The following is a 24586-nucleotide window of genomic DNA, read 5'->3' as shown; positions in this document are numbered from 1 at the left end:
CCGTTGCCGATGCCGACGCCGACGCCGACGCCGACGCCGACGGCCCGGGATCGCAGAAGCGGCCGGCCGCCGCCACGCCGGCCGAGCATCCCGGCCCGCACACTCACTCCCAGTCGGCATCGGCATCGGCATCGACGGAAACGGCCTCCGCGCCAGGGCCGTTGCACCCCCGCCGCGTCCTGCGCGGGCGCAGACCGATGGCGGCGGCCGTCGTCGTGATGGCGGCGGGGGCTCTGTGCGCCGCGTGGTCCTGGACGTCGTCGGCCGGGCCGCAGTCCCCGGAGGCGAAGGCCGCGATCACGCGTGTGCCGACCTCCTCGTACTCCGCCAAGACCTTCCCCTGTCACTTCACGGTGCTCGACGGCCGTCTCTACGCCGGTCACAGCACCACGCTCACCGACCAGTACGGCGTCGGCGCCACGGTCGAAGCGGTCGCCGAGGTGCAGTGCCTCGTCCAGCGGCACGGCTTCGACCCGAAGGGGATCGACGGGTCGTTCGGGCCCAACACCCGGGCAGCGGTGCAGGGGTTCCAGCGATCCCGCGGACTCGACGCCGACGGGATCGTGGGTCCGATGACCTGGCGCGAGCTCAGGAAACCGGGTGGCTGAGGGCCCCGGGCCACGTCCGGACGGCTCGTCACGGGCGGCCGCGCCCGAGGTCCGCCACCTCGTCGAGCGGCTGCGGGAGGCCAAGGAGGGCACCGGGCTGAGCTTTGCCGCGCTCGCGGCGAGGACGGCCTACAGCAAGTCGTCCTGGGAGCGCTACCTCAACGGCAAGGCGCTGCCGCCCCGGGACGCGGTGGAGGCGTTGGCGAAGGTGAGCGGTGCGGATCCGGCGCGGCTGCTGGCGCTGTGGCTGCTCGCCGACCGCGCCTGGAGCGGACGCGACGCACGCGAAGCACGCGGCTCAGACGGCACAGAGGGCGCAGACGACGCCGACGGCTCCGAAACTCCGGCAGCCGGGGCGACGGACTCAGCGGACACCTCGGGCCCGGCGCAGGGGGAGCCGGCGCCTCGCCCGCCCGGCGGGCGCTTGGAGCCGGCTCTGCGCAGGCGAGCCGCCGTGCTCGCCGCGACGGCGGCTGCACTCGCCGGCGCGCTGGGCGCGGGGGCGTGGACGGACTGGACGTACGGCGTCGGACCCACGAGCGAGGCGACGGCGCCCAGCACCGGGCCGTGCAGCGGCGAGACCTGTACGAACCGGGACCCCGAACAGCAGGACACCGACTGCTGGACGGACGCGGAGACCCGAGCGCAGCGGGAGGTCGCCGGACGGACGGTGGAGTTGCGCGTCAGTCCGGCCTGCCGGGCTGCCTGGGGCCGTGTCGTGGCGCCCCGCGAAGGAGACCGGGTCCAGGTCGTCACCGCCGACGGGCGGCATCAGTCACGGCAGGTCGCCGTGCCGGGCCGCTACCAGTACACCCTGATGACCGGCATCGACCGGGCGGCCGAGGCGCGGGTCTGCTTCGAGCTCGTGGAGGGCACGTCGGGCTGCACAGCCTGGGGACGCTGAGGAACCGGGCGGGGGTGGTCACCGGCGACGGGTCCGGCGTCGCGGCGAGTGCAGACGGGGGTCGAAGAGCTGGCCGGCGAGGCCCGCGAGGACCAGTCCTGCGGCGAGCAGGAGGCCGTGGGACAGGGCCCGGAGGGGATGGTCCCGGACGCACCGCCGCCCGGGTCTGGGAGGACCCGGGCGGCGGTGTGGTGCAGGGCGGGACGGTGTCAGGGGGTGAGCTGCCAGCGCTGGATGTATCCGACGTCGATCGACGCGCGGTCCTGGACGCGCAGCTTCCAGGTTCCGTTCAGGGGCTGGCCGGAGGCGTCGACGGTGAAGGTCTGGTCGACGTTGTCGGCGGAGCCGCCGCTGCGGTTGAGGAGGGAGTAGACGGCGCCGTTGGGGCCGACGAGGTCGACGGTCAGGTCACCGCGGTACGTGTGGACGATGTTGACGTACACCGAGGTGGTGGCGGAGGCGTTGCCGTCGCGGCCGGTGATGGTGACCGGGGACTCCACGGCGGCGCCGTTGTCGGGGATGTCCACCCGGCCGGCGTTGGCGTAGATGTACGCGATCCGCCAGGTGAAGTCGTCCGAGACGGAGGCGCCCGTGCTGTCCGTGACCTTGACGGTGACGTCGCTGCTGCCCAGGGCGGTGGGCGTGCCGGTGATGAGGCCGCTCGGGCTGATGCTCAGACCGTCGGGCAGTCCAGTCGCCTCGTAGGTGAGACCCGCGCCGGAGTTGGTGGTGTACGCGTCCACCTGGAGGCTGACCGCCTGGCCGATGCCGCTGATCTGGTCGGCGATCGGGGCGACGTTGACGCCGAGGGCTATCCGGCTGCCGACGTTGATGGCGGCCCACGAGTCGGCCACGGCGAGGTAGGCCGGGCTGTAGGCGCCGAACAGGTCGCTCGCGGCCTGCAGGGTGGCGGTGCGGGCGCCGGCGTAGTCGGTCGACGAGGTCATGTACGTCGTCAGCGCCCGGTACCAGACGGCGGCGGCGTTCTCGATGCCGATGCCGGCGACCGGCCGACCGTCGTAGGTCGGGCTGTCGTAGGAGACGCCGTTGACGGTCTTCGCGCCGCTGCCCTCGGAGAGCAGGTAGAAGAAGTGGTTCGCGGGGCCCGAGGAGTAGTGGACGTCGACGCCGCCGAGGGCGGAGCTCCAGTTGTCGTGGGAGGAGCCGTCCTTGGAGGGCTTGTCCATGTAACGCAGCGGGGTGCCGTTGCCGTTGATGTCGATCTTCTCGCCGACGAGGTAGTCGCCGGGGTCGGCGGCGAGGCCGGCGTGGAACTCGACGGCCGCGGCGAAGATGTCGGAGGTCGCCTCGTTGAGGCCGCCGGACTCGCCCGCGTAGTTGAGGTTGGCGGTGGCGGCGGTGACACCGTGGCTCATCTCGTGGGCGGCCACGTCGAGGGAGGTCAGCGGGTGCGTGTTGCCCGACCCGTCGCCGTAGGTCATGCAGAAGCAGTTGTCCTGCCAGAAGGCGTTGACGTAGTTGCTGCCGTAGTGGGCGCGGCTGTAGGCGGCGACGCCGTCGTTGCGGATGCCGTTGCGGCCGAAGACGTCCTTGTAGTAGTCCCAGGTGGCGGCGGCGCCGAAGGCCACGTCGACGCCCGCGGTCTGCCGGTTGGACTGCAGACCGTTGCCCCAGACATCGTTGTCGTCCGTGAACAGCGTTCCGGTGCCGGACGTGCCCTGGTTCAGGTCGTACGTCTTGTGTCCCGCGCGCCCGCCGTCGACGAGCTGGTACGTCGAGCCCGACAGCGTGGTGCCGAGCGGGACCGTGCCGCTGAACTGGCCGGTGCCGGTGCCGGTGTGGACCTTCTCGGCGGCGAGGATCTGCTTGCCTGTGGTCGCGTCGGTCACGACCTGGAGTTCGCTGGGGGTGCCGTCCTGCTGCACGCCCTCGACGACCGTCTCCCAGGCGAGGATGGGCTTCGCGGTTCCGGCCCAGACGACCAGACGTGGCGCGCGTGCCGTCTCGGGGCCCTTCACCTCGGCGTTCCTCGCGGCCGCGAGAGCCTTGCCGGCGGCCTGGGGGGAGGCGAGCTTCGGGGTGAGGGAGGGCAGCGTGAGCGTCGCGCCGCTCGCCCTGGTCACAGTGGTCCGGCTCTTGCCGAGGTGCACGACCAGGTCGCCGCCGAGGACGGGAAGACCGGCGTAGGTGCGCTCGTAACGGGTGTGGGTGGTGCCGTCGGCGTCTTTGACGACGTCCTTGACGAGCAGCTTCTCCTTGGTCCCGAGGGCGAGCCGTCGGGCCTCGGCGCCGGCGCCGGCCTGCGCGCTCTTGATGAGCGAGGCGCGGCCGGCCGGCGACAGGGGCGTCGGCGCGGCGCCCGCGCGGGGCGTCGCGGTGATGTCGGCCTCGCCGGGCCGGGCGGGCGCCGCGACGCCGGTGCCCGTCTGGACCCCGAGGGTCAGCAGGGTGGCGGCGGCGGAGAGGGCGAGAGCGGTGGTGCGTCTGCGCCCGAGGATGGGCAGGTGTCGCCGGGGCAACGGGTTCTCCTTCAGTGCGAGGGCCGGCCGGTGATGGAGGCCGAGGTGGGGGCGGACCGGCGGGATGCGGCCGATCCGGAGCGCTGCACGGTTGGGGGGTGGAAGGAGGTGGGGGGTGGTGACAGGTGCTCCGCGTGATGCGGACGTGAAGGAATGGTGAACTTCGGCAGCAGCGTGGCACTGGGTGCACAGTTTTGTCATGGGAATGCCAAGACAACGGCTTGAAATGACCATGACCAACTGGGGATGTCGCCTGCTCGACGCACGTTTTCAGCCGTCGGCGCAGGGGCCGGTCCCCGAAGGAGGAATGCGGGCAGGGTGAGGGCGCGACGCGGCACGCCGGGCCACCCCCGCGCGTTCAGGTGTGACGGCAGTCGACGCGGTTCGACGGAAGGCGGTGTGCGTCGAGGCGACCGCTGACCCGTTCGAGTGGCCCCCCGCCGCTTCCCGTCGTAGCGTCGACAGCGCACCTCACCGGGGCGCGGCACACAGCCGGGCCCCGGTGCGTGCGGCTGGGAGCCACGATGCGACACACGACGAGAACCACGGTCACGCTCTGTGCGGCGCTGGGCCTGACGGCGGCGGTCGGGTCGGCCGCGGCGACGCCGGCCTCCGCACCGCCCGCGGCCCGCGCGGCCTCGGCTCGACAGGCGACCGCGCCGGTCCTGGTCGACTGCTTCTGGCACGCCCGGGTGCGGCCCGACAGCTTCGTCCTGGCCTGCGGCGACGGCAACAGCCGACTGGTCTCGTTGCACTGGACGGGCTGGGGCGCCGGCTCGGCACGGGCCACCGGGGTCAACGTCGTCAACGACTGCGATCCGTACTGTGCGGCGGGCGCCTTCCACCGGTACGCCGTCGCCGTAAAACTGGACCGGCCGCAGCCGTGGAAGAAGCACCCCCGGGTGCAGCACTACACCAGGATCACCCTGACCTACCCGGGCGAGCGGCCGGCGCAGTTCGCCCGCGTCGTCACCTACCCGCTCTGGAACTGACCCCGCGACGTCCCGGCGGGCCCGCCGGGACGGGCGGTCGCCGAGGTACGGACGCCGACGTCGGCACCGGCGCCGGCGCCGGCGGTCACGCCATCAGGCCGGCCGCCACCGTCGCGCCCAGCTCCCAGCAGGCCGCCGTCTCCGCCTTGTCCGGCTCCCCGGTGACGGTGACCGGCTCGGCCGCCCGTCGCCAGCCCAGCCCCGTCGTGACGGCCTCGATGCCGCGCACCGCGCCGGTCACGTCGTTGCCGCCGTGCACGTAGTAGCCGAAGGGACGGCCCCGGGTGGCGTCCAGGCACGGGTAGTAGATCTGGTCGAAGAAATGCTTGAGCGCCCCCGACATGTAGCCGAGGTTGGCCGGAGTGCCCAGCAGGAAGGCGTCGGCGGCCAGGGCGTCGGAGGCGGTCGCCGCGAGGGCCGCCCGCCGTTCGACGCGGACGCCCTCGATCTCCGGCGCCGTCGCGCCCGCGACCACCGCTTCGAACAGCGCCTGGCAGTGGGGCGAGGGGGTGTGATGGACGATCAGCAAGGTGGGCACAGCTCAAGACCCTGCCCCCTCGCCCGCCCAGGCCGCAAGCCGGGAACGCCGGGCCGGGCGGGCGCCTGCGGTCCCGTACCCCGTACGGGACCGGTTACGTCCGCCGCCCTCCGGGCACTCTGATACGACGACTGCCCGACTGTCGAGACGCGGGGGTGCGGGGTGCTCGCTGGGAGTGCGGCGACTCGGAGTGCGGTGACGATGTGCGCGGCCGGTGTGCTCGTCCTGGTCGGCTGCTCGCCCGGGGACGACGGGCGCAACGCGGAGCCGGCGCGCACGACGTCCGTCCCGGCGACCGCTTCCTCCGCCCCGTCTTCCGGCCCGTCTTCCGGCCCGCCCTCCGCCTCGCCCGCGCCCTCCGCCGGCGCGCCTTCCCCGTCCGCCTCCCCGTTCCCTTCCGCGACGGCTGCCCCGTCTGCGCGTCCCTCGCCGGTCCCCGTCACCGGCCCGGACCAGAAACTGGTGGTCATGACCGTCAGCGGCGGCTTCGCCGGGGTGAACCAGGAGGTCACGGTCCGGGGCGACGGAACCGTCCGCACCGCCGACAAGGGCAGGACCGCGGTACGCCGCACCACCGCGGCGCAGTTCACGCAGCTGCGCACGCTGCTCGGCGACCCCGCGCTCGACGACGTCCCCGCGTTCACCAGGGACTCGGGCTCCGCGGACAGGTTCCAGTACGCCCTCCAGTTCGACGGCCGTACGGTCATGACGGACCGCTCCGCCGGGGAGCCGGCGCTCGACCGTCTCATCGACGCCCTGGAGAAGTGGCTGCCGAAGCACTGACGCCGGGTCCGCGCACGCCCCGTCCCGGTGCGCGCAGGGCGGACCTCGTCGCCGACCGGGGCCCCGGGTCTGGCATCATCGGTTCGAATCCAAGGCCACGGGGGGACACCATGCAGCGGGCGACGGGACGAGGCGCAGCCTCAGCGGCGCCGCGGAGCGTCGACGTGGCCCGGCTCGCCGGCGTCTCCCAGAAAACGGTCTCGCGGGTCTTCAACGACGAGCAGTACGTCTCCGCGGAGGTGCGCCGACGCGTCCTCCAGGCCGCCGAAGAGCTCGGCTACCGGCGCAACAACGCCGCCCGGGCGCTGGCCTCCGGACGGACCCGGGCCATCGGCGTGGTGACGCTGGGCACCGCTCTCTTCGGTCCCGCCTCCCTGCTCATGGGTGTCGAGCGGGCCGTCAGGGACACCGGATACGCGCTGCGCGTGGTCAACACGGTGGAAGGCGATCCCGCGGGCGTCGCGGGGGCCGTCGGCTCGCTCCTCGACCAGGGCGTCGACGGGATCGTCATCTCCGAGCCGATCGACGAACGGGGCGGCGGGGACGACGTCCGCCTCCGCGTCGACGTGCCGGTGCTGGTGCTCAGCGCGCCGTCACCCGTCGTCGCCCCCAGCGTGCTGACCGCGGGCCACGGCGCCGACCGGATGGCCTGGGCGGCCACCGAACACCTGCTGCGGCTGGGTCATGTGACGGTCCATCATCTCGCCGGGCCGCAACGCTGGTACGCCGCGCGGGACCGGCTGGAGGGCTGGCGGACGGCTCTGAGGGCGCACGGCAGAGCCGTGCCGCCGGTGGTCGAGGGCGACTGGTCCGCCGCGTCCGGGTACGCGGCGGGCCGTGCCCTCGCCGCGGACGGCGACGTCACCGCGGTGTTCGCCGCCAACGACGACATGGCGATCGGGCTGATCCGCGCGCTCACGGAGGCCGGCCTCCGGGTGCCCGAGGACATCAGCGTCGTCGGCTTCGACGACATCCCGGTCGCCGCGTTCGTCATACCTCCCCTCACCACGGTGGCGCAGCCGTTCGACGCCGTGGCGCAGGACGGCCTCAGGCGCCTCGTGCACGTCATCGAGAACCCGGACGCACCGCCCCTGCCGGAGAGCGACCCTCCGGTCGACCTCGTCGTCCGCGCCTCGACCGCGGGCCCGTCCACCCGGCGGAACCCCTCCCGCTGACCACTGCGTCCTCCTCGCCGGCGCCCGCGAGCCGGAGTCGCGTCGATCGAGTGCGCGCCGGTCGAAGTCGCGTCAGTCGGCGGCCAGGGCCGAGCGCAGTGCGGAGGCCATCAGCTCGATGGCCTCCTTCGCGGCCGGCACGGGGCCCGTGTGGGTGAAGTAGTGGTCGACGTCCGCGAACACGCGGTGGGTGACGGGCACGCCCGCGGCCTCCAGAGCCCTGGCGTAGGCGTCGCCCTCGTCGCGGAGGCGGTCGTTCTCCGCGACCACGACCAGGGCGGGCGGCAGTCCGGCGAGGTCGTCGGCCAGGCCCGGCGAGACGAGCGGGTCGGCCCGGTCGGCGGGATCGGGCACATAGGCGCCGGTGAACACGCGCATGAGCCACGGGGTGAGCAGCGGCTTGGCCGTGCGGGCCGTCTTGGCCGCCGGGTCGGTGACCATGTCGAGCGGCGCGGAGTCGATGATCTGCAGGCGCGGTGAGAAGGCGCCGCGGTCCCGGGCCGTGCGGCACACCGCGGCGGTCAGGTTGGCGCCGGCGCTGTGCCCGCCGACGGCCAGCCGGGATCCGTCCCAGCCGTGCGCCTCGCCGTTCTCGACGATCCACGCGGTCACGTCGTAGGCCTGGGTGACGGCGGCGGGGTACGGCCTCTGCGGTGCGACGGCGTAGTCCACGTTGACGACGACGCAGCCCGCCGTGGCGGCTATGCGGCGGCACAGGTGGTCGTCCTGCTCCGGCCGCGCCACGACGAAGCCGCCGCCGTGGAAGTTGACGTAGACGGGGGCCGGCGGGCCCGCGACGACCGGGGGCCGGTAGACGGTGCAGGCCACGGGCCCGGCGCCGGTCTCCACCCGGAGCGTCTGCGTGTCCTTGGGCACGTCGGAGAATCGCAGATCCTTGTGCACTCGGGACATCACCCCGCCGAGCAGCAACTGGACGGCCCTGGCCTGGACGCGGGGGCTGAGCGGCATGGTCGGTCCCGTTCTCGAGGTGCGGAATCGGCGATCGGCTGCGGCTGCGGTCACGACCGTCCGATCGACAGGATTCCTGTCAATGGAGGTACATCCTGCACGCGGACGGGCGAGCGCGCCACCCTCCGGTCGAGCCCGCGTTCCCCTAGCTCACCGTGCATCCGTTCAATCGCCTTACCCACATGGTCAATTGCGTGCAGAGAACTGCGCGTTGCGAAGTCACTTGAGCCAGTCCCGGAACGCGTCACCCTGCAGGAGGACGGCCTTCGTACGGTCGGTGACACCAGTGGAGCCGGAGGATCCCGGACCCGCGCAACCGGCAGGAGGAGCGCCATGGCGAACGTGGAGATCTCGATGAAGGAGACGATGACCGCGATCGAGGGGGCATTGGGAGTCGCCGTAGTGGACTACACGAGCGGCATGGCACTCGGCACGCTCGGCGGAGGCAAGGATCTCGACCTGACCGTCGCCGCGGCCGGGAACACCGACGTGATCCGGGCCAAGGTGCGCACCATGGACCACCTGGGACTCAAGGGCGAGATCGAGGACGTCCTGATCACCCTCGCGAACCAGTACCACCTCATCCGGCTGCTGAAGGGCCGCGGCGGCAGCGGCCTGTTCATGTACCTGGTGCTGGACCGCGAACGGTCGAACCTGGCGATGGCCCGCCACCAGCTCAAGCGGATCGAGGCCGAGCTCGAGGTCTAGACGGCCGGACGCCCCTCGTCTGACGGGCGGACGGCCGTGGCTTCGCACACCCTCGAATTGAAGATGTCTTCATCTCGACACATCCAGATCAGCGCATCACACGGGTGTGCGGAGCCCGCAACCACCAGGATCGAGGCGCGGCACGTCGCGCGCGGCGGCGCACGGACAGCCGGGGCGGCCGCCGCGCCTCGAGATCCACCCCACCGAACACGGCAGGGAGCGAGCGACCATGCAGGTTCCCCTCTACCAGGCGAAGGCCGAGTTCTTCCGCATGCTCGGGCATCCCGTGCGGATCAGGGTCCTCGAACTGCTGCAGAACGGGCCCGTCGCCGTGCGGGACCTGCTCGCCGAGATCGAGATCGAACCCTCCAGCCTGTCGCAGCAGCTGGCGGTGCTGCGCCGGTCGGGGATCGTCGTGTCGATCCGGGAGGGCGCGACCGTCAGCTACGCGCTGGCCGGCGGCGACGTCGCCGAACTGCTGCGGGCCGCCCGTCGCATCCTCACCGAACTCCTCGCCGGGCAGAACGAGCTGCTGGCCGAGCTGCGCCAGTCCGAGCAGCCGCTGCCGATGCCCCACACCCGTACGGAACTGCCCGTGCCGCAGGGCGGCGCAGGACGGACGTGACGGCTTCGAGCCCCGAGCCGAACAGCGGCGCGGGGCTCGAACGAAACACACCGAATCGCCAGGGTCCGCCACCCCTTCCGCCACGTAGAAATATCTACAAGCATGCATATGCCGGGCGGCAGGCCGTCGCCGGTGGAGTCACACGGAGCCGACGGAGCCGACATGAGCGATGCGATGCCGACATGATCGATGCGATGTGGATGCGCGGCGTGGAGTGGCTGGCCGCCGCCGCGACCGATCCGCGGTCGTGCAAGCGGGACTGGGACCAGGGCGACGGGATCGCCCTGCTGGAAGCGGGCCGTTACTGGGACGTCCTGAGCGTGCCCGACCGGCTGGGGCTGCTCACCCTGGACCTGCTGTGGCAGGCCTCACGGCCGACGCCGGGTCCCACGCTCGTGGACACCGCCGCCCACCGCGTCGGCTTCCTCCTGCCGCCCGACCCCGGCAGCCGCTGGATCGGGGCCGGCCTGCGATACGCCGGGCGGGGCTCCTGGGTCGCGGTGCCCCCGCCCTACCGGGCCGGGCGGTTCCTGGAGTGGCTGGTCCCGCCGGACGGGAGCGGTGCGCTGCACACGCCGGCCACGCTGGAGCTGGCGCTGCGGCAGGCCAACGGCACACTGGCGGTGCTGCGGCCGGTGTGCGGGCCGTAGTGACGACGTCCCGTCCGCGGTGTCCCGCCGTCGTCCCGTCCCGGACGGCGCGGGATGCGGGGCCGCGCCGCGCGTCAGGACCGGCGGACTCGGCGCGGCCACGGGGCGGCCACTCCGCGTCCGGACCGCCGTAGATCACGTGGACCGAGTGAACCGCCCCGGGTCCCGTGGTCCACGCGGCGCCCCTGGACGCCCCGACGGGCGGGCCAACTCCTCCGTGGCGTAAGGCAATTCGGACAGTCGACGCAGAAGCGAACAGATACCGGGCGCTTTCGGCGCGAAGACTTGCTCGACCGTGCGGGATCGATCAATGACGGTGTGTACTGTGCTCCGAGAACCCGTTCGAGCGCCGAACTCACCCTCGCTCCACAACGACGACGCCCCACCCCACTGGACCGAATCGATGATCGAATTGCCGGACCTGGTGACCGGCGGCCTGGCCGCCGGCACGCTGTCCGCGCTCGCCCTGGCCGGCGGGCTGCTGCACGCACGACGGCGGCAGGCCCGACAGCGGGCCGAGATCGCCGCGCTGCGCACCCGACTCGACGGCTCCCTCAAGGCGTTCACGGCGGAGGTGGAGCACCTGGCGACCCGGCGCGTGCCCGCCGCCGCCCGCCGGGTCGCCCATCCGCACGTCGTCGTGCCGGGCCCGCTCCAGCCGCTCACCGTCGGCACCCCGCTGGGCATCGCCCTGGAGAACGTGGTGCTGGCGCTGCAGGCCGAGACGGCCGCCCAGCGCACGTCGGTCGACGCCGCGGCCCAGGCCGGTATGCGGGGCGCCGTCCGGGAGATCCAGGCAGCCCTGTACCGGCTGCAGGACGCCCTGCGCGGACTCCAACAGCGTTACGACGACCCCGAGTTGGCGCAGACCCTGTTCCGTCTCGACCACGAGAACGAGCAGTCGCTGCGGCGCGCGCAGGTCACCGCCGTGGTGTGCGGCGCCTGGGTCGGGCTGGCCCGCGAGGAGTCCCACCTGGTGGACGCGGTGACCGGCGGCCAGGCCCGGCTCGCCGGCTACCACCGGGTCCGGGTCCACAATCACCTCGAGCCCGGCACTGCCCTGGTCTCGCACGCCGTCGAACCGGTCGCCGTCATCGTCGCCGAGCTGCTCGACAACGCTCTTCGGCACTCCGCCCCGGACACCGACGTCGTGGTCAGTCTGCAGCATGTGCACCACGGTGTGTGCGTCACCGTCGACGACGCGGGCCTCGGCATGACCCAGGACGAACGCGACCGCGCCCAGCGGCTGGTGGCGGGCGACGAGCCCATCCTGCTGACCGAGCTGGGCGACCCGCCCCGCATGGGACTGGCCGCGATCGGCCGGCTGACCCGCCAGTTCGACCTGGGCGTGGACGTCTCCTCGACCTCCCCGTACGGCGGTGTGCGGGCGGTGCTTCGGGTCGACACCCACCTCCTCAGCCACCTCGACCCGGCCGAACGGCCGCCGGCCGCGAGCGCCCCGCGCACGACGCGCACCGCGCGCAAGGACCTCCCCGACCCTGCGGCCCCCTCCCACGCGTACGGCCCCGAGGCCGGCCCGCCGCAGCCGGCGCCGGGGCATCACGAAGCGCAGGGCGAGGACGACGGCCTGCCGCAGCGCAGACGCCGTACCCGGCCCGCGACGCCGACGCAGGCACAGGCCCCGGCACAGGATCCGGGCCGGACCGCGGAGCGTCGCCCCGCGCGCAGCCCGGAGGAGGCCGCCGCGGCGCTCGGCGCACTGCAGTCCGGCACGGCGGCGGCCCGCGCCGCCGCGGCGAACGCCGCTGCGGGCGCCTCGGGGGACGCGCCCGCCGATCACACCGACCACACCGACGACGAAGAGGGAGCGGCCCGATGACCAGCCGCAACACGGGTGACACGGCATGGGTGCTGGAGCCCGTCCTGCAGGTGCCGCACGTGGTGGCCGCCGTCATGCTGACCCGGGACGGGCTCGTGACCGGCTACACCGACGCCCTGTCCCAGCCGTCGGCCGAGCGGGTGGCCGCCATCACCAGCACCGTGCAGGGCGCCTGCCGGACCGCCGCGGCCGCCTTCGCCGACCGTGAGACGGCCGACGTGCGGCAGATCGTCATCGAGTCGGACCACGGGTACGTGCTGATCGTGCCGACCGACCACGGCACCTGTGTGGCCGCCTACGGCGACAGCGAGGTACGGCTCGACCTGCTGGCGCACCGGGTGCACTCCCAGGTGGCCCGACTGGGCGAGAAGGCGATGACAGCACCGTCCCGAGGAGCCGACGACGACCCGACGGCATGACCGGCCGCCCGGCCGGGCGCCCTCTGGTTCCCGCGTATCTGTCGACCGGCGGGGTGGCCCGCCCCAGCCGCCCTCACCTGGAGCGGCTGACGGTGCTCGCCCGCAGCGACGCACCGCTGCCCGCCGGGCTCCCCGCCGCCGAACTCGCCCTGCTGGACACCCTGGAGAGCGGTTCCCTGGCGGTGGTGGAGGCGGCGGCGCTGCTCAGACTGCCGTTCTCCGCGGTGCGGGTGCTGGCGGCCGGTCTCGTCGACCGGGACCTGGTCCTCGCCCGTGCGCCGATCCCGCCCGCCGAACGGTTCGACCCCGACCTGCTGAAGAGAGTGGCCGATGGCCTCCGCGCCCTCAAACACCGCGTCTAGCGCGGGCGGACCCGGTGCCGTCCACCTGCCCGACACCGCCCGCGACCTGGTGAAGATCCTGGTGGCGGGGCCGTTCGGAGTGGGCAAGACGACCCTGATCGACTCCGTGTCCGAGATCCGCCCGCTGCACACCGAAGAGCCCCTCTCCGAAGCGTCCGCGCAGGTCGACGACCTGGACGGGGTGCGGGAGAAGGCGACGACCACCGTCGCCATCGACTTCGGGCGGATCAGCCTGCCCGGCGACGTCGTGCTGTATCTGTTCGGCACGCCCGGGCAGGAGCGCTTCCGGAGCCTGTGGGACGACATCGCCTACGGCGCGCTGGGGGCGCTCGTGCTCGTCGACAGCCGCCGGCTGGACGCCTCGTTCGACGTGCTGGGGCTGGTGGAGGAGAGCGGGCTGCCGTACGCGGTCGCCCTCAACGCGTTCCCCGACGCGCCCCTCCACCACGGCGAGGAGCGGCTGCGGAAGGCGCTGGACCTGGAGCCCACGACACCGCTGGTCACCTGCGACGCCCGGGACGCCGGCTCCTCGATCGACGCGCTGCTCGCGCTCGTGGACCATCTGATCGGCCGTGACCCCGTGGAGGCCCGGTGACCGCCCGCACCCAGGACGGGATCGACTTCGCCCGTTCCGCGCCCGTGCGCCTCTGGGAGGACGGCTTCGCGTCGGACCCGCAGCGCTACTACTCCGCGCTGCGCGCCCAAGGCCCCGTCGGCTGGGCCGAGTTGGCGCCCGGCGTTCCGGCGTACCTGGTCACCGACCGGCGGGCGGCGCTGGACGTCCTGCACGACCAGGAGACCTTCTCGCACGACCCGCGGGCGTGGGAGGCGACCGTCCCCGCCGACTCCCCGGTGCTGGGCATGATGCGGTGGCGGCCCAACGCCCTGTTCGCCGACGGCCCCGCGCATCTGCGCTACCGGGCCGCTCTCATCGACGTCTTCGATCTGGTGGAACCGCACGACCTGCGCGCCCGGGTGCACCGGGCGGTGCGGCTGCTGGCCGAGCGCATCGGCCCGCGCGGCGAGGCCGACCTCGTGGCGGACTTCGCGCGCCCGCTGCTGGCCCTGGTGCTCAACGACCTGTTCGGGCTGCCGGACAGCCAGAGCGAACGCCTCAACGAGGGTCTCGGCAAGATGATGGAGGGCGGCGCACAGGCGGCCGAGGGCGAGGCGCAGTACGCCCAGTACGTGCTGGAGCTCATCGCGGCCAAGGCCGGGAATCCCGGCGACGACCTGCCCAGCCGACTGCTGGAGCACCCTGCCGGACTGACCCGTGAGGAGGTCACCTGGCAGGTGTTCCTCACCCTCGGCGCGGGATACGAGCCGACCGCGAACCTGCTCTCCAACACGTTGTCCCGGGTGCTGGGCAACCCGGCGTACTACTCCACGCTCACCAGCGGGGCCCGGCCGGTGATGGACGCGGTGGTGGAGGTGCTGCACCACGAGACGCCGCTGGCGAACTACGGCGTCTACTACGCGCGCAGGCCGGTGGCCTTCCACGGGGTGTGGCTGCGCGACGCGGTGCCGGTGGTGGTGTCGTACGGGGCGCTGGGACTCCCCCACGGCACGGACGGCACGGAGGGTGGGCGGACGGCTTCCGGCGGCCGGCATCCGCACGACGCCTCGCACCTGTCGTGGGGTGCGGGTCCGCACGCCTGCCCGGTCAAACAGCACACCCTGCTGCTCGTCACCGAGGCGATCGAGCGGCTCACCCAGTGGCTGCCGGACCTCGATCCCGTCGTGCCCCGTGACCGGCTCGCCTGGCGGCCGGGGCCCTTTCACCGGTCGCTGAAGGCGCTGCCCGTGCGCTTCAGCCCCCGCTCCCCCGCTTCCGACCCCTCAGGAGTCCGTACGTGACCGTGACCGACCGCATCGTGCTCGACCCGTTCGGCGCCGACGTGCACGCGGAGAGCGCCCGGCTGCGCGCGCTCGGCCCGATCGTGCCCGTCGAGCTGCCCGGCGGCATCCCCGCGTGGGCGCCCACGGGGTACGACACGCTCAAGGCGCTGATCCTGGACCCCCAGGTCAGCAAGGACCCGCGGCGGCACTGGCGGCAGTGGGGGGAACTGGGCGAGCACCCGTCCTGGGGCTGGATCCTGGGCTGGGTCGGCGTCGTCAACATGCTGTCCACGTACGGCGCCGACCACGCCCGGCTGCGCAAGCTGGTGGCGCCGAGCTTCACCCACCGGCGCACCGAGTCGCTGCGGGAGCGGGTGGAGGCGATCACGGCGGAGCTGCTCGACACGCTGGACAAGCGCGCCGAGGACGGCGCCGCCGTCGATCTGAAGGCGGAGTTCGCGCATCCGCTGCCAATGCGGATCATCTGTGAACTCTTCGGCGTCCCCGAGGAGTTGCGGGACGCGACCGGACGGCTCATCGCGGCGATCATGGACACCTCCGATCCGAGCCCGGAGCACGCCGCGTTCGTGCAGGAGCAGATCGGCACGGTGCTGGGCTCGCTCATCGCCCACAAGAGCGAGCACCCGGGCGACGACATGACGACCGAGCTGATCCGGGTGCGCGACGAGGACGGCGACCGGCTCAGCGACGAGGAACTGCTGTACACACTGCTCCTCGTCATCGGCGCCGGCTTCGAGACGACGGTGAACCTCATCGGCAACGCGGTGGTGGCGCTGCTGCGCCGGCCGGAGCAGCTGGCGGCGGTGCGCCGGGGCGAGATCGCCTGGGACGGCGTGGTGGACGAGACGCTGCGGCTGTACCCGTCGATCGCGACGCTGCCGCTGCGGTTCGCCGTGAGCGATCTGACGGTGGGCGACGTGACGATCCCGGCCGGGGACGCCATCATCACGACGTACGCGGCCGCAGGCGTGGACCCGACGCGGTACGGGCCGGACGCGGAGGCGTTCGACGCGGCGCGCGCGGCGGACGACCACCTGGCCTTCGGCATCGGGGTGCACCGCTGCATCGGCTCCCCGCTGGCCCGGATGGAGGCGCTGACGGCGCTGCCCGCGCTCTTCGACCGCTTCCCCGGGCTGCGGCTGGCCGAGGCGGCGGGGGAGCTCCGGCAGGTGCCGTCGTTCATCGCGAGCGGCTGGCAGGAGATCCCGGTCCGGCTGCGGGGCTGACACCGCCGCGGGGTGCGACCGGACCCCCGTCCCGGTCGTACCCCCGCGGCTCCCTGAGAAAATACGGGTCCGGTGGGCGGCTTGGGAATCGTGCCGATGCCCGCTCACGGGCCCGGAGGACTCACCTGTGCACAGGTGAGTCCGGATGGCCCGATTCCGCCGGGTGGCCGCTTCCGTGCAGGTCGGGCAGGTCGAGGTCGCCGACGACGACATGGGCGAGGACGACTTCGTAGAGGTCGCTGCCCGCGGCGAGCAGTTGGCGTTCGAGGACGGGCTCGGCGCTGCGGACGTGCTCGCGGACGGTCTGCGCGTGGACGCCCAGCAGATGGGCGGCGCGCTCGGCGTTGCCGCCGGCCGCGATCCAGGACCGCAGGGTGCCTCGCAGGTCCCGGCCGTCGGTGTCGAGCCGGGCCAGCAGCTCCAGCGCCCAGGAGCGCAGCGCCGGCCCGGTGAGCAGTTCGCCGAGCCGCGCCGGCGCCGCCGGGGCGCCCGGCGGGTCCTCGGCGATGCCGAACCGGTGGTGGAGGGCGAGATGGACGACGGCCCGGACGGTGAGGTCGGAGAAGTCGGCGCCCAGCAGGGTCTCGACGCGCTCCATACGGGCGCGGACCGTGTTGCGGCTGACGCCGAGCACCTTCGCCGCGCTGACGGCCGTGAACTCCAGACCCAGCCGGGTGGTGGCGAGGAGTTCCGCGCGGGTGTGGTGCGGCAGGGTGTCCAGAGGACGCAGCAGACGGGTCGTCCAGGTGCGCAGCACGTCGGGATCCATCAGCCGCTCGGGGTGGGTGCGCTCGGCGTAGGCGGCCGTCCTGTCGGGGCGGAACCGGGCCACGGCCAGGGCGCTGACGGCCTGTCCGTAGGCGGTGGCGGTGCTCGCGAGGCTCTGCAGGGCGCTGCCGCCGAGGAACGCCCCGAAGCGGTCGCCGCACAGGGCGCGCAGCTCGGGCCCCACGGCGTCGTTCGGGACGACGACGATGACATGCCCGTCCACGGCGGGACAGCGGACGACGAGGGCCTCCTCGTGGGTCGCCGCGAGACAGGCCTCGGCGAGGCCGTCGCGTTCCTCGGGGCTGCTCTCGACCACGTACACGCAGGCGGTCTCGGTGTCGAGAAGGCGGGGCCACAGACCGGCGGCGACCCGGCGGGCGGCGACGACGTCCTCGACCATGAGCAACTGCAGGATGGCCAGTCGGAGGTCGGCGGAGGCACGGGCCAGACGGTGTCCGGTGGCCGTGCTCTCCTGCGCCCGCAGGAGGACTTCGAGGACGTTCACGGTCTGCGTGACGATGTCGGAGGCACGTCGGTCGAAGGGGCTCGTCCGGCTCACCGTGAGCACTCCGACCGGTGCGGGACCCGGGAGTTCGACCCGGATCAGGCGCGCGTAGCGGCCCTCGCCCTCCCAGGCGGCGGAGGCGAGGCGGCCGGCGGCGATGTCCGCCGTCAGGGCCTCGTCGACGGGGGTGTGCGGTCCGGCGACCAGGACGCCGTGGCCGTCGCGTAGGGAGACGGAGGCCTCGACGGCCGTCGACAGCCACTCGACGAGCCTCGGGACCTCGCGCCCGGTGGGGCGCAGATGGTCGAGGAGCGCCTGGGCCCACGCCGGTCCGGCGTCGTCCGGCGCGCCCGAGCGGTGGTTGTCGTCGTCCCGGCCGGCCATGTCGGCGCTCTCCTCGTCCTTCACGGCCCGCGGGCCGAACCAGTCATATCGGTCGGCGACGTTACCTCACCCGCGCCGAACGGGCGGTGCGGGCGGTGCGGCGGCCCTGCGGGGGCCCGCGCTGCCCGGACGGCATAAGCTCAGCCAATGGCGAAGTACTACGACGTGCACCCCGACAACCCCCAGCCGCGCACCATCTCCCAGGTCGCGGCCGCCATCCGGTCGGACGCGCTGATCGCGTACCCGACGGATTCCTGCTACGCGCTGGGGTGCCGCCTCGGCAGCAAGGACGGCATCGACCGGATCCGGGCCATCCGCGATCTGGACGACCGGCACCACTTCACCCTCGTGTGTCAGGACTTCGCGCAGCTCGGCCAGTTCGTCCGGGTGGACAAGGACGTGTTCCGGGCGATCAAGGCGTCGACGCCCGGCAGCTACACCTTCATCCTCCCGGCGACGAAGGAGGTGCCGCGCATGCTCCAGCATCCGAAGAAGAAGACGGTGGGCGTGCGCATCCCGGACCACGTGGTCACCCAGGCGCTGCTCGCCGAGCTCGGCGACCCGCTGCTGTCCAGCACCCTGTTGATGCCGGGCGAGGACGAGCCGATGACCCAGGGCTGGGAGATCAAGGACCGGCTCGACCACGTGGTGGACGGCGTACTCGACTCCGGCGAGTGCGGCACCGAGCCCACGACGGTGATCGACTTCTCCGAGGGCGAGGCCGAGATCGTGCGGTACGGGGCGGGCGACGCCTCCCGGTTCGAGTGACGCCCCGGGGCCGGGGGCGCTCGGGGGCGGATGCATGGCGCGTGCAACGATGGGCGCTGCCCGGCCCCGCCGGGCCGAACGCACGCTCGTCGCCGTGCACCGCGCTGAGGAGCCCCCCATGACCTCCGTACAGGGAACAGCACTGGACATCCCCACCGAGGACGGCGTGGCCGACGCCTATCTGGCGCATCCCGGCGACGGCGTGCCCCGCCCTGGCGTCCTGCTCTACCAGGACGCGTTCGGTCTGCGTCCGCAGCTGCGGGCGATGGCCGACCGGCTCGCCGCATCCGGCTACGCGGTGCTGACGCCCAACCTCTTCTACCGTCACGGACGCGCCCCCGTCATGGAGTTGCCCGCGTTCATCGACCCGGCCGCGCGGCCGGAGATCTTCGAGACGCTGTACCCGCTCGTGCTGGCCCTCACTCCCGAGCTGATCGTCCGGGACGCCGACGCCTGTCTGCGCTGGATGGAGCAGAGCCCGCTGGTCGCGGACGGCCCGGTCGCGGTGACCGGCTACTGCATGGGGGCCCGGCTCGTGCTGCCGACCGCCGGGGCTCATCCGGACCGGGTCGCGGCCGCCGCGGGCTTCCACGGCAGCCGTCTGGTGACCGACGCGCCGGACAGCCCTCATCTGGCCGCCGCGGGCGTCACGGCCGAGGTCTACTTCGGCCACGCCGACGACGACCCGGGTCTGCCGCCCGAGCAGATGGCGCGCTTCGAGGAGGCTCTCACCGCGGCCGGGGTGCGGCACACCTGCGAGGTGTATGCCGGGGCCCCGCACGGTTACACGCAGGCCGACACGTCGTCGTACGACGAGGAGGCCTCGGAGCGGCACTGGGCCGCGCTGCTGGATCTGCTGAAGCGGACCCTGTAAGTCCCCGCGATCACCGGGACGCCCGTGGCCGGGAGGGGCCGCGGGCGTCCTCTTTTGCGTAACTCGTTGACATGGGCACAACCCGGTGCGACGTTGAGAGCGCTCTCAACATGGTACGGACCAACCCCACAGGCCTACCCGCACGGAGGTGGAGAGTGCTCGCAAGGACCGCCCTCAGACTGGTGGGAGCCGTCGCCCTCGTCGGCGCGCTGCTCACCCTCGGCCCGCCGGCCGGGGCCGCCGTCCCCGACACCGTCCCCCTGAAGATCACCAACAACTCGGGCCGCGCCGAACGGCTCTACGTCTACAACCTCGGCACCCTCCTCTCGACGGGACGGCAGGGCTGGGCGGACGCCGGCGGCGGCTTCCACGCCTGGCCCGCCGGGGGCACGCCCCCCACCCCGGCCCCCGACGCGTCGATCACCGGCCCCGAGGCCGGCCGGTCCGCCACGATCCGCATCCCCAAGCTCTCCGGCCGGATCTACTTCTCCTACGGTCAGAAGCTGGACTTCAGGCTCACCACCGGCGGGCTGGTCCAGCCGGCCGTGCAGAACCCCGGCGACCCCAACCGGAACATCCTGTTCAACTGGTCGGAGTACACGCTCGACGACTCCGGGCTCTGGCTGAACAGCACCCAGGTCGACATGTTCTCCGCGCCGTACGCGGTCGGCGTGCAGCGCGCCGACGGCAGCACCCTCAGCACGGGGCATCTCAAGCCGGGGGGCTACAACGGGTTCTTCAACGCCCTGCGCGGACAGCCCGGCGGCTGGGCGAACCTGATCCAGACCCGCTCCGACGGATCCGTGCTGCGCGTCCTCTCCCCCTTGTACGGAGTGGAGACCGGGGCGCTCCCGGCCGGCGTCATGGACGACTACGTCAACCGCGTGTGGCAGAAGTACGCCACGACGACGCTGACCGTGACGCCCTTCGCCGACCAGCCGGGCACGAGGTACTACGGCCGGGTCTCGGGCGGGGTCATGAACTTCACCGACGCCTCCGGTGCCGTCGTCACCAGCTTCCAGAAGCCGGACGCGTCCAGCGTCTTCGGCTGCCACCGGCTGCTGGACGCCCCCAACGACGCCGTGCGCGGACCGATCTCGCGGACCCTGTGCGCGGGCCTCAACCGCTCCACCCTGCTGGTCAATCCCGACCAGCCGGACGCCACGGCGGCGAACTTCTACCAGGACCCGGTGACCAACCACTACGCACGCAAGATCCACGCGCAGACGGCGGACGGGAAGGCGTACGCGTTCGCCTTCGACGACGTCGGCCACCAGGAGTCGCTCGTCCACGACGGCTCGCCGCGCCAGGCCTATCTGACGCTCGACCCGTTGAGCTGAGCGGAGGCGCCGACGTCCCGCACACGGAGGGAGCCCGTGTGCGGGACGTCGTCAGCGGGGGCGGATCAGCCGGTGGTGACGGCGGTGTCGTCCACCACGAAGCTCGTCTGCAGGGAGGAGTCCTCGACTCCGGAGAACTTCAGCGTCACGGTGGAGCCCGCGAAGGAGCCGAGGCTGAAGGACTTCTGCACGTAGCCGGAGGCCGCGTTGAGGTTGGAGTACGTGGCAAGCGTGGTCGAACCGGCGGTGACCGTCAGCTTGTCGTACTGGGTGCTCGAGGTGGTCTCGGCCGTGTCGACGTGCAGGTAGAAGGTGAACGTGGTGTTGGTGCAGCCGCTCGGGATCGTCACCGACTGCGAGAGCGTGTCGGTGTGGGTCGACCCGTAGCCGTCGAGCCAGGCCTTGTACGAGCCGGTGCGGGCCGCCTGGCTGCTGGAGTTGGTGATGACGCCGCTGGAGGCGGTCCAGGTCGTGTTGCCCGACTCGAAGCCCGCGTTGCCCAGCAGCTGTGTGACGGTGCAGCCGCCGCCGGTGGCGCTGACCGTCCAGGTGAAGGCCGCGGCGCCGGTCGCTCCGGTGGCGTCGGTCACCGTCACGGTGGTGCTGGAGGAGCCGGCGGTGGTCGGCGTGCCGGAGATCAGGCCGGTCGAGGAGTTGATCGACAGGCCGGCGGGCAGTCCGGTCGCCGCGTACGTCAGGGAGCCGCTGTTGGTGCTGCTCGCCGAGATCTGCAGACTCACCGCGGTGCCGACCTTGGCGGTCTGGCTGCCCGGGTTGGCGACCGTGACGCCGGTCGACGGGACGGTGATGTGGCCGCCGACGTTGATGCCGGCGAACGCGTTGCCCACCCCGGCGTACTGGGTGGAGCTGGAGCCGTAGAGCGCCGCGGCCGCGTTCAGGGCCGCGGTGCGGGCGCCCGCGTAGTTGGTGCTGGACGTCATGTACGTCGTCAGCGCCTTGTACCAGATCTGGAGCGCGGCGGCCCGCCCGATGCCCGCGACGGCCACGCCGTCGGAGGTCGGGCTGTCGTAGGTGACGCCGTTGACGGTCTTCGTGCCGCTGCCCTCGGAGAGCAGGTAGAACATGTGGTTCGCCGGGCCCGAGGAGTAGTGCACGTCCAGGTTGCCGACGCCGGAGTACCAACTGTCGGCGGAGCCGCCGTCCTTGCTGGGCTTGTCCATGTAACGCAGCGGCGTGCCGTCGCCGTTGATGTCGATCTTCTCGCCGATGAGGTAGTCGCCCACGTCGGACGAGTTGCCGGCGTAGAACTCCACGCCCGTGCCGAAGATGTCGGAGGTGGCCTCGTTCAGACCGCCGGGCTCACCGGAGTAGTTCAGGCCCGCCGTGTTCGAGGTGACGCCGTGGCTCATCTCGTGGCCGGCCACGTCCAGCGAGGTCAGCGCGTGGGTGCCGCCGGAGCCGTCGCCGTACGTCATGCAGAAGCAGTCGTCGTCCCAGAAGGCGTTGACGTACGCCGTGCTGTAGTGGACACGGGAGTAGGCGGCGACGCCGTCGTTCTTGATGCCGCTGCGCCCGAAGGTGTTCTTGTAGAAGTCCCACGTCACCTGCGCGCCGTAGTGGGCGTCGACGCCGGCGGTCTGCGTGTTGGAGCCCGAGCCGGTGCCCCAGGTGTCGTCGGCGTCCGTCATCAGGGTGCCGGTGCCCGACGTGCCGTTGTTCAGGCTGTACGTCTTGTGCGTGCCGCGCGTGGTGTCGTTCAGCTGGTACGTCGAGCCGGACAGCGTGGTGCCGATGGAGACCGTGCCGCTGTACTGGCTGTTGCCCGTGCCGGTCTCGACGCCCTCGAACTGGGCGAGCTTCGCGCCGGTGGCGGCGTCGGTGACGACGTGCAGCTTGCTCGGGGTGCCGTCGTCCTGGAGACCGCTGACCACGGTCTCCCAGGCGAGCTTCGGCGTGCCCTCGCCGGCCCAGATCACCTTGCGGGCGCGCTGCGCCGCCGGGGCCTTCGCGTCGAGCTCCTTGGCGGCCGCGAGGGCCTTGGTCTCCGCGGCGGCCTTGCTGTAGGTCGCGGTCGTGGACCGGACGGAGACGGTACGGCGGTTGTTGTTGAAGGTCGTGCTCACCGTGCCGGCGGCCAGCGAGGCCGGGGGCGTGTGCACGACGAGGTCGCCGCCGAGCACGGGCAGACCGGCGAAGGTGCGCTCGTAACGCGTGTGCACCGTGCCGTCGTTGTCCTTGACGACGTCCTTGACGACCAGTTTCTCCTGGGCGCCGAGGCCGAGCGTCTCGGCCGTCTGCGTCGTCCTCGCCTCGGCGCCCCTGATCAGCGTGGCGCGCTGGGCGGGCGTCAGGTCGGCCGGCAGGCCGCCGGTGCGCACGGGAGCGGGGTGGGGAGCTGCGGGCTTCGCGGCTGCCGGGACCGTCGAGACGCCGACGGCCAGGAGGGCGGCGGTGGAGAGCAGGGCCGCTCCGACCGCGGTCCGCTTGCGGGGATTGGGTCTCACTCGTTCTCCTACTGCTGCGGCCGTGGGGACGGCCGATGACAGACCGGACAGACGGGTGTGCCGTCCGGGACGAGCTGAGCTGTGCGGGACCGTGCACCGATGAGGGCCAGGCGCCGCCGGTGCGCGGCGGTGGCCAGGAGAATGACAGGATTGTCAGTGGCATGTCATCCACGCGGAATCGCTTCAAGGGTTAACCCTCGGTGCCCGGGGGTCTCAAGGCGTCCCGACCCCGAAGAACTGTGAACGACCTGTGTGTTTGCTGCGCAGACACGTCCACGATCGGGGCAAGGGGCGGATCGGCGCGGCAGCCGTGCGGGCGCTCGGGGTCGCCCGCGCGCGTTCGACCACGGCCGTGCGGGCGGCCCGGGCGGCAACGGCGCTCCGCCCGGCGGGCACGAAAACCGAGTTGCCGGAACCGCTTGCGTCCACCGCCGCCGAGCCCGTAGACATTCCTCCACAAACGTCCGTCACTCTGGGGGGAGTTGGCGATGGAAGGCACCATCGACGGGTTCCGGTACGGGGCGGTGACCCCGGCGGCGGCCTTTGTGATGGCCTGCCTGGGCGGAGCCCTTGGGCTGCGCTGCATCGTACGGACGTTGCTCAACCCCGATTCCCACAAGCCCGGTTGGCTGGCGCTGGGCGCCGCGTCGATCGGCTGCGGCATCTGGACGATGCACTTCATCGCCATGATCGGCTTCCAGGTGGCGCAGACCCGAGTCGGCTACGACGTCGGCCTGACGGTCCTCAGCCTCGTCGTGGCGGTCGTGGTGGTCGGCGTCGGCGTGTTCATCGTGGGCTACCGCGGCGCCGGGCGCGCCGCGCTGTCGCTCGCGGGCGCCGTCACCGGACTCGGGGTCGCCGCCATGCACTACCTGGGCATGGCGGCCGTGCGGCTCAACGGAGAGGTGTCGTACGCCCCGTTCACCGTGGCGCTCTCGGTGGTGATCGCCGTGGTCGCCGCGACCGCCGCGCTGTGGGCCGCCGTCACGATCCGCGGGTTCCTCACCAGCCTGGGCGCCAGTCTGGTGATGGGCCTGGCCGTGTCGGGCATGCACTACACGGCCATGGCCGCGGTCAGCGTCCATGTGCACGACACCACGGAGACCTGGAGCGGCGACACCGCGACCTCGCTGCTGCTGCCGATGCTCATCGGCCCGGTGATCTTCCTGCTGCTGGCCGGTGTGGTGGTGATGTTCGATCCGCTGCTCGTGCTGGGCGACGGCGAATGGAACCGGCCCGGCCGGGCGGTCCGGACCGGGCCGCCTTCGGAAACGGCCGACCGCCCGGCGACCGCCCGGTCGTGGAGCCGTGAGTGAGCGGTCGCCCCGCCCGTCGCCCCGCCC

General features: G+C 72.7%; 23 protein-coding genes. 18 read left to right on the top strand and 5 right to left on the bottom strand.

The genetic code is table 11. The features are described from left to right. Both ABT300_RS20850 and ABT300_RS20845 read left to right on the top strand, forming a co-directional pair. Positions 1–608: peptidoglycan-binding domain-containing protein (locus ABT300_RS20850; protein WP_351677732.1), on the top strand; the 608-nt coding region annotated here is incomplete at its 5' end. Continuing rightward, positions 601–1512 carry a helix-turn-helix domain-containing protein gene (locus tag ABT300_RS20845; protein ID WP_351677730.1) on the top strand — a complete coding sequence of 304 codons (912 nt, stop codon included), beginning with the start codon at positions 601–603 and terminating at the stop codon, positions 1510–1512. The genes ABT300_RS20850 and ABT300_RS20845, both read left to right, overlap by 8 nt. A 209-nt stretch (positions 1513–1721) precedes the next feature. Here ABT300_RS20845 and ABT300_RS20840 read toward each other — a convergent pair whose 3' ends face one another. Beyond that, positions 1722–3992: a M4 family metallopeptidase gene (locus ABT300_RS20840; RefSeq protein WP_351677728.1), complete on the bottom strand. Its 2271-nt coding sequence runs from the start codon at positions 3990–3992 to the stop codon at positions 1722–1724. A gap of 524 nt (positions 3993–4516) precedes the next feature. On the opposite strand from ABT300_RS20840, the gene ABT300_RS20835 reads away from it, so the two are divergent. Further along, positions 4517–4984, top strand: a complete 468-nt coding sequence (locus ABT300_RS20835) for a hypothetical protein (RefSeq protein ID WP_351677726.1) — start codon at positions 4517–4519, stop codon at positions 4982–4984. Between the two features lie 85 nt (positions 4985–5069). On the opposite strand, the gene ABT300_RS20830 is transcribed toward ABT300_RS20835, so the two are convergent. Further along, entirely contained in the window at positions 5070–5522 is a 453-nt protein-coding gene (locus ABT300_RS20830; protein ID WP_351677724.1) for a flavodoxin family protein, read from the bottom strand. 468 nt (positions 5523–5990) lie between these two features. On the opposite strand from ABT300_RS20830, the gene ABT300_RS20825 reads away from it, so the two are divergent. Together ABT300_RS20825 and ABT300_RS20820 are read left to right on the top strand one after the other, a co-directional pair. Beyond that, the gene (locus ABT300_RS20825) at positions 5991–6305 is read left to right on the top strand and encodes a hypothetical protein (RefSeq protein ID WP_351677722.1); all 315 of its coding nucleotides are present in this window, start codon (positions 5991–5993) and stop codon (positions 6303–6305) included. A gap of 110 nt (positions 6306–6415) precedes the next feature. Next, positions 6416–7480, top strand: coding sequence for a LacI family DNA-binding transcriptional regulator (locus ABT300_RS20820; protein WP_351677720.1), 1065 nt, complete (start codon positions 6416–6418; stop codon positions 7478–7480). A 72-nt stretch (positions 7481–7552) separates the two neighbouring features. Here ABT300_RS20820 and ABT300_RS20815 read toward each other — a convergent pair whose 3' ends face one another. Beyond that, positions 7553–8449 carry an alpha/beta hydrolase gene (locus ABT300_RS20815; protein ID WP_351677718.1) on the bottom strand — a complete coding sequence of 299 codons (897 nt, stop codon included), beginning with the start codon at positions 8447–8449 and terminating at the stop codon, positions 7553–7555. Positions 8450–8782: 333 nt separating this feature from the next. Between ABT300_RS20815 and ABT300_RS20810 the strand changes: the two genes are divergently transcribed. The 9 genes from ABT300_RS20810 (at position 8783) to ABT300_RS20770 (ending at position 16139) form a co-directional block, all read left to right on the top strand. Then, entirely contained in the window at positions 8783–9157 is a 375-nt protein-coding gene (locus ABT300_RS20810) for a hypothetical protein (RefSeq protein ID WP_057581147.1), read from the top strand. Positions 9158–9386: 229 nt separating this feature from the next. Beyond that, positions 9387–9782, top strand: coding sequence for an ArsR/SmtB family transcription factor (locus ABT300_RS20805; RefSeq protein ID WP_351677716.1), 396 nt, complete (start codon positions 9387–9389; stop codon positions 9780–9782). Positions 9783–9964: 182 nt separating this feature from the next. After that, on the top strand, positions 9965–10432 hold the full coding sequence (locus ABT300_RS20800) for a hypothetical protein (RefSeq protein ID WP_351677714.1): 468 nt from the start codon (positions 9965–9967) through the stop codon (positions 10430–10432). Positions 10433–10835: 403 nt separating this feature from the next. Further along, complete coding sequence (locus ABT300_RS20795) at positions 10836–12272, top strand: ATP-binding protein (protein ID WP_351677712.1); 1437 nt, start codon at positions 10836–10838, stop codon at positions 12270–12272. Then, on the top strand, positions 12269–12691 hold the full coding sequence (locus ABT300_RS20790; protein ID WP_351677710.1) for a roadblock/LC7 domain-containing protein: 423 nt from the start codon (positions 12269–12271) through the stop codon (positions 12689–12691). The genes ABT300_RS20795 and ABT300_RS20790 overlap by 4 nt, the downstream gene beginning before the upstream one ends. Beyond that, positions 12688–13053, top strand: coding sequence for a DUF742 domain-containing protein (locus ABT300_RS20785; protein WP_351677708.1), 366 nt, complete (start codon positions 12688–12690; stop codon positions 13051–13053). Before ABT300_RS20790 ends, ABT300_RS20785 begins: the two co-directional genes overlap by 4 nt. Next, complete coding sequence (locus ABT300_RS20780; protein ID WP_351677706.1) at positions 13022–13648, top strand: GTP-binding protein; 627 nt, start codon at positions 13022–13024, stop codon at positions 13646–13648. Before ABT300_RS20785 ends, ABT300_RS20780 begins: the two co-directional genes overlap by 32 nt. Continuing rightward, positions 13645–14910 (top strand): cytochrome P450 family protein, encoded by a 1266-nt coding sequence (locus tag ABT300_RS20775; RefSeq protein ID WP_351677704.1) that lies wholly within the window; start codon positions 13645–13647, stop codon positions 14908–14910. Before ABT300_RS20780 ends, ABT300_RS20775 begins: the two co-directional genes overlap by 4 nt. Then, the gene (locus ABT300_RS20770; protein ID WP_351677702.1) at positions 14907–16139 is read left to right on the top strand and encodes a cytochrome P450 family protein; all 1233 of its coding nucleotides are present in this window, start codon (positions 14907–14909) and stop codon (positions 16137–16139) included. Before ABT300_RS20775 ends, ABT300_RS20770 begins: the two co-directional genes overlap by 4 nt. 121 nt (positions 16140–16260) lie before the next feature. On the opposite strand, the gene ABT300_RS20765 is transcribed toward ABT300_RS20770, so the two are convergent. Then, positions 16261–17796 (bottom strand): helix-turn-helix domain-containing protein, encoded by a 1536-nt coding sequence (locus ABT300_RS20765; protein ID WP_351677700.1) that lies wholly within the window; start codon positions 17794–17796, stop codon positions 16261–16263. 147 nt (positions 17797–17943) lie between these two features. Between ABT300_RS20765 and ABT300_RS20760 the strand changes: the two genes are divergently transcribed. From ABT300_RS20760 to ABT300_RS20750, 3 genes are all read left to right on the top strand, one after another. Then, on the top strand, positions 17944–18564 hold the full coding sequence (locus ABT300_RS20760) for an L-threonylcarbamoyladenylate synthase (protein ID WP_351677698.1): 621 nt from the start codon (positions 17944–17946) through the stop codon (positions 18562–18564). Positions 18565–18682: 118 nt separating this feature from the next. Continuing rightward, a complete protein-coding gene (locus tag ABT300_RS20755; RefSeq protein ID WP_351677696.1) occupies positions 18683–19438 on the top strand; it encodes a dienelactone hydrolase family protein in 756 nt (251 codons plus the stop codon). Positions 19439–19548: 110 nt separating this feature from the next. Then, positions 19549–20778, top strand: coding sequence for a glycoside hydrolase family 64 protein (locus ABT300_RS20750; RefSeq protein ID WP_351677694.1), 1230 nt, complete (start codon positions 19549–19551; stop codon positions 20776–20778). A 65-nt stretch (positions 20779–20843) separates the two neighbouring features. On the opposite strand, the gene ABT300_RS20745 is transcribed toward ABT300_RS20750, so the two are convergent. Continuing rightward, positions 20844–23243: a M4 family metallopeptidase gene (locus tag ABT300_RS20745; protein ID WP_351677692.1), complete on the bottom strand. Its 2400-nt coding sequence runs from the start codon at positions 23241–23243 to the stop codon at positions 20844–20846. A gap of 488 nt (positions 23244–23731) precedes the next feature. Between ABT300_RS20745 and ABT300_RS20740 the strand changes: the two genes are divergently transcribed. Continuing rightward, positions 23732–24559: an MHYT domain-containing protein gene (locus tag ABT300_RS20740; RefSeq protein WP_351677690.1), complete on the top strand. Its 828-nt coding sequence runs from the start codon at positions 23732–23734 to the stop codon at positions 24557–24559. The last annotated feature ends 27 nt before the right edge of the window (positions 24560–24586 follow it).

It is taken from the genome of Streptomyces sp. NPDC001027 (assembly GCF_040299045.1).
Taxonomy (GTDB): Bacteria; Actinomycetota; Actinomycetes; order Streptomycetales; family Streptomycetaceae; genus Streptomyces.
The sequence above is the reverse complement of the archived record's forward strand: the minus strand, read 5'-3'. Positions and strand labels throughout refer to the sequence as shown.

Coding starts and splice junctions, on each gene's coding strand:
- ABT300_RS20755 (WP_351677696.1), top strand. CDS start 18,683: ATGACCTCCGTACAGGGAACAGCACTGGACATCCCCACCGAGGACGGC.
- ABT300_RS20790 (WP_351677710.1), top strand. CDS start 12,269: ATGACCAGCCGCAACACGGGTGACACGGCATGGGTGCTGGAGCCCGTC.
- ABT300_RS20800 (WP_351677714.1), top strand. CDS start 9,965: ATGATCGATGCGATGTGGATGCGCGGCGTGGAGTGGCTGGCCGCCGCC.
- ABT300_RS20820 (WP_351677720.1), top strand. CDS start 6,416: ATGCAGCGGGCGACGGGACGAGGCGCAGCCTCAGCGGCGCCGCGGAGC.
- ABT300_RS20740 (WP_351677690.1), top strand. CDS start 23,732: ATGGAAGGCACCATCGACGGGTTCCGGTACGGGGCGGTGACCCCGGCG.
- ABT300_RS20750 (WP_351677694.1), top strand. CDS start 19,549: ATGGTACGGACCAACCCCACAGGCCTACCCGCACGGAGGTGGAGAGTG.
- ABT300_RS20815 (WP_351677718.1), bottom strand. CDS start 8,449: ATGCCGCTCAGCCCCCGCGTCCAGGCCAGGGCCGTCCAGTTGCTGCTC.
- ABT300_RS20780 (WP_351677706.1), top strand. CDS start 13,022: ATGGCCTCCGCGCCCTCAAACACCGCGTCTAGCGCGGGCGGACCCGGT.
- ABT300_RS20760 (WP_351677698.1), top strand. CDS start 17,944: ATGGCGAAGTACTACGACGTGCACCCCGACAACCCCCAGCCGCGCACC.
- ABT300_RS20810 (WP_057581147.1), top strand. CDS start 8,783: ATGGCGAACGTGGAGATCTCGATGAAGGAGACGATGACCGCGATCGAG.
- ABT300_RS20835 (WP_351677726.1), top strand. CDS start 4,517: ATGCGACACACGACGAGAACCACGGTCACGCTCTGTGCGGCGCTGGGC.
- ABT300_RS20805 (WP_351677716.1), top strand. CDS start 9,387: ATGCAGGTTCCCCTCTACCAGGCGAAGGCCGAGTTCTTCCGCATGCTC.
- ABT300_RS20765 (WP_351677700.1), bottom strand. CDS start 17,796: ATGGCCGGCCGGGACGACGACAACCACCGCTCGGGCGCGCCGGACGAC.
- ABT300_RS20825 (WP_351677722.1), top strand. CDS start 5,991: ATGACCGTCAGCGGCGGCTTCGCCGGGGTGAACCAGGAGGTCACGGTC.
- ABT300_RS20785 (WP_351677708.1), top strand. CDS start 12,688: ATGACCGGCCGCCCGGCCGGGCGCCCTCTGGTTCCCGCGTATCTGTCG.
- ABT300_RS20795 (WP_351677712.1), top strand. CDS start 10,836: ATGATCGAATTGCCGGACCTGGTGACCGGCGGCCTGGCCGCCGGCACG.